Origin of the sequence: Caproicibacter sp., assembly GCF_046707225.1 — a bacterium.
Classification (GTDB): Bacteria; Bacillota; Clostridia; order Oscillospirales; family Acutalibacteraceae; genus Caproicibacter.
The window spans coordinates 1-4,267 of sequence record NZ_JBJKOP010000015.1 but is presented as its reverse complement, the minus strand read 5'-3'; the positions used below and the strand labels follow the sequence as shown (position 1 = coordinate 4,267).

The window sequence follows — 4,267 nt, the reverse complement described above, 5'->3', positions numbered from 1 at the left end:
AGCTTAGCACTGCCGTGTCTGTTTGACCGTTTATCTCGCAGAATTTTCAACAAAAATATCGAAATCGCTGACTTTTCAACAGAAAAAGGAGCTGCCCCAAAACTTTCGTTTTGCAACAGCCCCTTTGCAAAGGTTTTATTTGTTTAACGTGCAACTGACAAATAACATTAATCTGGTAGGTGAAAAATACTTTCTACGGGTGCATTTAACAAACGAGCTACTTTCATCGCAAGTTCCAATGTTGGATGATACTTGTTGTTTTCAATGGCATTGATTGTTTGCCGGGTAACTCCAAGTTTTTCTGCAAGTTCTTCTTGCCGCATACCGAGTGCCTTTCGCCGCTCCCTAATGTCGTTTTCCATTTTATTTACCCGGAAACAGCAGAAGGAGTGCGCCAAATACGATTAACGGCCTCCAACCACAGCAACAAGGTAAGTAGGACTGGAAACACGTTAGAAGATGTTTTGTTAAGGCTGCGTTTTGTTAGCACTATCTCCCAACGGGAGCGCCACGTTCTCTTCATACGGGACCCAAACCGGCGGATAAGCGCGCCAATTCTTTTTTGCAGCTTCCATTGCCCTTCTCCGCCCCCAGACGGTACCAGCGGATTGCCTCGTCACGGTCTTTCTCAACGCCAAGCCCCTTTTCATAGAGAGCTCCGATACTGCAAGCCGCAAACGCATGACCCCGTTCAAAGGCCTGCTGGTAAAGCTTCATGGCATGCGCGAAATCCTGCTCTACCCCTTCGCCCTTTTCGTAGCATTCGCCCAAATTGTTGAGCGCCGTCAGATTGCCCTGTTCTGCGGCAAGACGATACAGGCGAACCGCCTCTTTCAGGTCGCACTCCACTACCTCTCCCCTTCTGTAGGCTTCCCCCAAATTGCACTGTGCGACTGCGTTCCCCTTTTCCGCAGCAAGGCGATAAAGACGAACCGCCTCCCGCGAATCCTTCTCCAGCCCGCCCTCCGCGTGACCGTAGGCATACCCAAGATTTGCCAGCGCATTCGGCTGCCCCCGCTCGGCGGCGATCCGGTACAGGCGAACCGCCTCGACCTGGTCCTGCGGCATACCGCGCCCATAATCGTACAGCACCGCTAAATTATACGTTGCATTTATGTCTTCGTTCTCCGAGGCAAGGCGATACAGGCGGGCGGCTTCCCCGTAATCCCGCTCCACGCCCAGTCCCTTTTCATACATGATGCCAAGAGCGTTCTGAGCCCGCGCGCAGTCCAGGTCTACGGCCTGTTGATACCACCGCACGGCTTCTTGATAATCTTGCTGCACCCCCCGTCCATGTTTGAAAAAATTACCCAACGTACACATGGATTCATCATCACCCTGCTTGGCGGCAAGAGAAAACCAGTTTACCGCCTCCCTGTAGTCCCGCTTCACACCAATCCCCTGTTCATAAAAGCGGCCCATACTGCGCTGAGAATACACATGTCCCTGCTCGGCAGCAAGCCGATACCATTCAAGCGCCTGTTGAAAATCCTGCTCCACACCAATTGCGTCCTCATAGCAGAGGCCAAGATGATACTGTGCTCGAGCATGTTCCTGCTCCGCGGCAAGATGATACCAGCGCAGCGCTTCGGCGTAATTTATCTTTATGCCAATGCCATTTTCGTAGCAGCAACCCACATTGCACTGTCCGATTGTAAACCCCTGCTCTGCCGCCATCATGTGAAAATGAAAGGCTTTTTCCGGATTTTTTTCCACACCCCATCCATTTTCATAAAACACACCCAAATCCACCTGCGATGGCGCGTAGCCCTGACCTGCTGAAATATGATAATGCTTTGCGGCCTGCGCATAATCCTTCTTCACGCCGTAGCCGAATTCATAGCATTTTCCAAGATTGTGCCTTGCACTGATGATCCCCTGCTCCGCCGCGCGTTCAAACCATTCAATAGCCACCGGATAATCTTGCTCCACCACGATTCCGTGAAAATAGAAAGCACCAACCCGGTTCTGTGCCGGTGCATCCCCCTGTTCGGCTGCAAGCCGGTACAGCTCCAGCGCCTTTTCATCGAATCGCTCCACGCCATAGCCATGCTCGAAACACTCACCCAGAAAAAACTGGGCGCGTGGATACCCGCGTTCCGCCGCAAGCGAAAACCATTTGACTGCTTCTTCGTTATTTTCCTCCACGACAATTCCGCGATAATAGAAAATACCAACATTGCACTGCGCGCGGACGTTCCCTTGCTCGGCGGCCAGCCGATACAACTCAAGTGCTTCACCGAGATTCTGCTTAACACCTTCGCCGCGTTCTAAGCACCAGCCCAAGTTAAACTGTGCCTGCGGATAGCCCTGCTCTGCCGCCATGCGGAAATAGTCTGCCGCTTTTGCGGGGTCTTTTTCAACGCCGTGACCGTTCAGCCAGCATTCTCCCAAGAGGCACTGCGCGCGGGCGTGACCCCGCTCCGCCGACTTGGAAAACCAGAAAACGGCTTCCTCGTTATTTTCTTCCACACCGACACCGCAATAATACAAATAGCCTAGATTGCACTGTGCTGGGGCATAGCCTTGTTCGGCGGACTGACGGTACAGCACCTGCGCTCTACTTAAATCCCGGTCCACACCGTAACCAAATTCATAGCACTCGCCTAAAAGGCACTGTGCGGAAGGTTCCTCTTGCTCAGCGCCCTTGGAAAACCATAAAAATGCCTGATCATCGCTTTCTTCCAGTACTTCCCCGCGTAAATAAAGAAGCCCCAGTCTGCTCTGAGCCGGAGCAAAGCCTCCCTCGGCGGCAGATCGGTATAATTTTATGGCTTTGTCGGCGTCTTTGTCTACACCATAGCCGTAATCATAGCATTCTCCCAGCAAAAACTGCGCGCGCGGATATTCCTGCTCCGCCGATTGAGAAAACCAGCGCACAGCCTCCTCCATATTCTCTTCCACATGAATACCATGATAATAGAAAAAACCTAAGTTACATTGCGCCGGAGCATACCCCTGTTCGGAAGACAATAAATAAAGCTGCGCTGCCTGTGCCTTATCTTCTTTTATACTTTTGCCCAGTTCTATGTACCAACCATAAGCACACTGCGCAGGCGCAAAGTTTTGCTCTGCTGCCTCCTGATACCAACGCAAGGCCTGTTCATCGTCCAGTTCCACACCAAAACCGTTTTCATAGCATACTCCCAGATTATATTGTGCCAGCACATGTCCCTGCTTGGCAGCCCGGGTAAACCAATAAACAGCTTGTGCAAAATCCTGTTTTGCGCCATTGCCCGTATAATAACAGACTGCAAGTTCCTGCTGTGCCTGCAAATCGTTACCGACTGCGCGTTCGGTCAGATCCTGCAAGTCCTCCTTTTGGCGGTTTATTACGGCGGCTGCGCTGGCAATCAATTGGGGATTCAGAAAAAACACTGAGGAACTATAGTCAGGTTCCTTACCATTTTGTGAAGCAATCATGTCATTTTTCATCCGGAGACTCCTTTCAGATTATCCTCTACTACCGTCTTCGTTTTTATCTTATAAATCAAAGCCTTCTTCGTCCCCCACGGGCTCAATTACTATTGAAGATACTTCTTCAATGTTTACTCTGAAAAGCTTCTCATATTTATTACCTAATTTATCGGCACGACCACCTTTTTTGTGAATGATACATCTCACATTATCACAAATAAGATTGACTGTGAATTATTACTATGATATAATTTTCTAATAACTGCGCATTATGGTACAATTAGAGAGTAAGCATTCTAATTGAGTGTTTACTCTCGTTCTTTTACAATGGGAGATAGAATGGCCAGGCGGTTTTCATTATGGATCTCGCATCCCTTATCCAGAAGGGAGAAGTCAAGAACAGTGCAGAATGTGAACACCCAAAATCTGCAGCTTAAGCTGCCAGGACTCTGGCGGCCTGACGATACATGGCCGGCGGCAGACCGCCGGGGTTAGCAGTGTAGATTCGCTGGCGGTTATAGTAAGTCATGATGTACCGGAACACGATGCTCTTAACCTGTGTCATGGGCATCCGCTCCGTCCTGATTCGATAAAGTTTTTCTTTCTTCAGGTTGTGGTCTTGCCGACGCCGCCCTTTTTGGTTGGCAACGGCAATTACATTTGTCATTTAACTTTTCACCTCCGGAGATAAAAATGGGGCGTTTCTGATTTGATCAGAAACGCCCCAGCCTGTCGAAAAAGGTCCAGCGAAAGCTGGGCTTTTTCGTTGTAAAATGGTAAAATGGAGGCAGGTGATGAAAGATGCTGGAACGGGAAAAACTGCGCAGAGACGCAGTGGAATTTGTGAACA

The 4,267-nt window shown here is 49.8% G+C and carries 3 protein-coding genes; all 3 read right to left on the bottom strand.

Translation table 11 applies throughout. The features are described from left to right. Positions 1 to 167 precede the first annotated feature (167 nt). The gene (locus tag ACLQ3M_RS02555; RefSeq protein WP_411676147.1) at positions 168 to 362 is read right to left on the bottom strand and encodes a helix-turn-helix transcriptional regulator; all 195 of its coding nucleotides are present in this window, start codon (positions 360 to 362) and stop codon (positions 168 to 170) included. 157 nt (positions 363 to 519) lie between these two features. After that, complete coding sequence (locus ACLQ3M_RS02550) at positions 520 to 3,435, bottom strand: sel1 repeat family protein (protein ID WP_411676146.1); 2,916 nt, start codon at positions 3,433 to 3,435, stop codon at positions 520 to 522. Positions 3,436 to 3,850: 415 nt separating this feature from the next. After that, complete coding sequence (locus ACLQ3M_RS02545; RefSeq protein WP_411676145.1) at positions 3,851 to 4,084, bottom strand: hypothetical protein; 234 nt, start codon at positions 4,082 to 4,084, stop codon at positions 3,851 to 3,853. Positions 4,085 to 4,267: the final 183 nt, after the last annotated feature.

Bases quoted from the DNA above. Each gene is read 5' to 3' on its own strand.
- ACLQ3M_RS02545 (WP_411676145.1), bottom strand. From the start codon at position 4,084: ATGACAAATGTAATTGCCGTTGCCAACCAAAAAGGGCGGCGTCGGCAA.
- ACLQ3M_RS02555 (WP_411676147.1), bottom strand. From the start codon at position 362: ATGGAAAACGACATTAGGGAGCGGCGAAAGGCACTCGGTATGCGGCAA.
- ACLQ3M_RS02550 (WP_411676146.1), bottom strand. From the start codon at position 3,435: ATGAAAAATGACATGATTGCTTCACAAAATGGTAAGGAACCTGACTAT.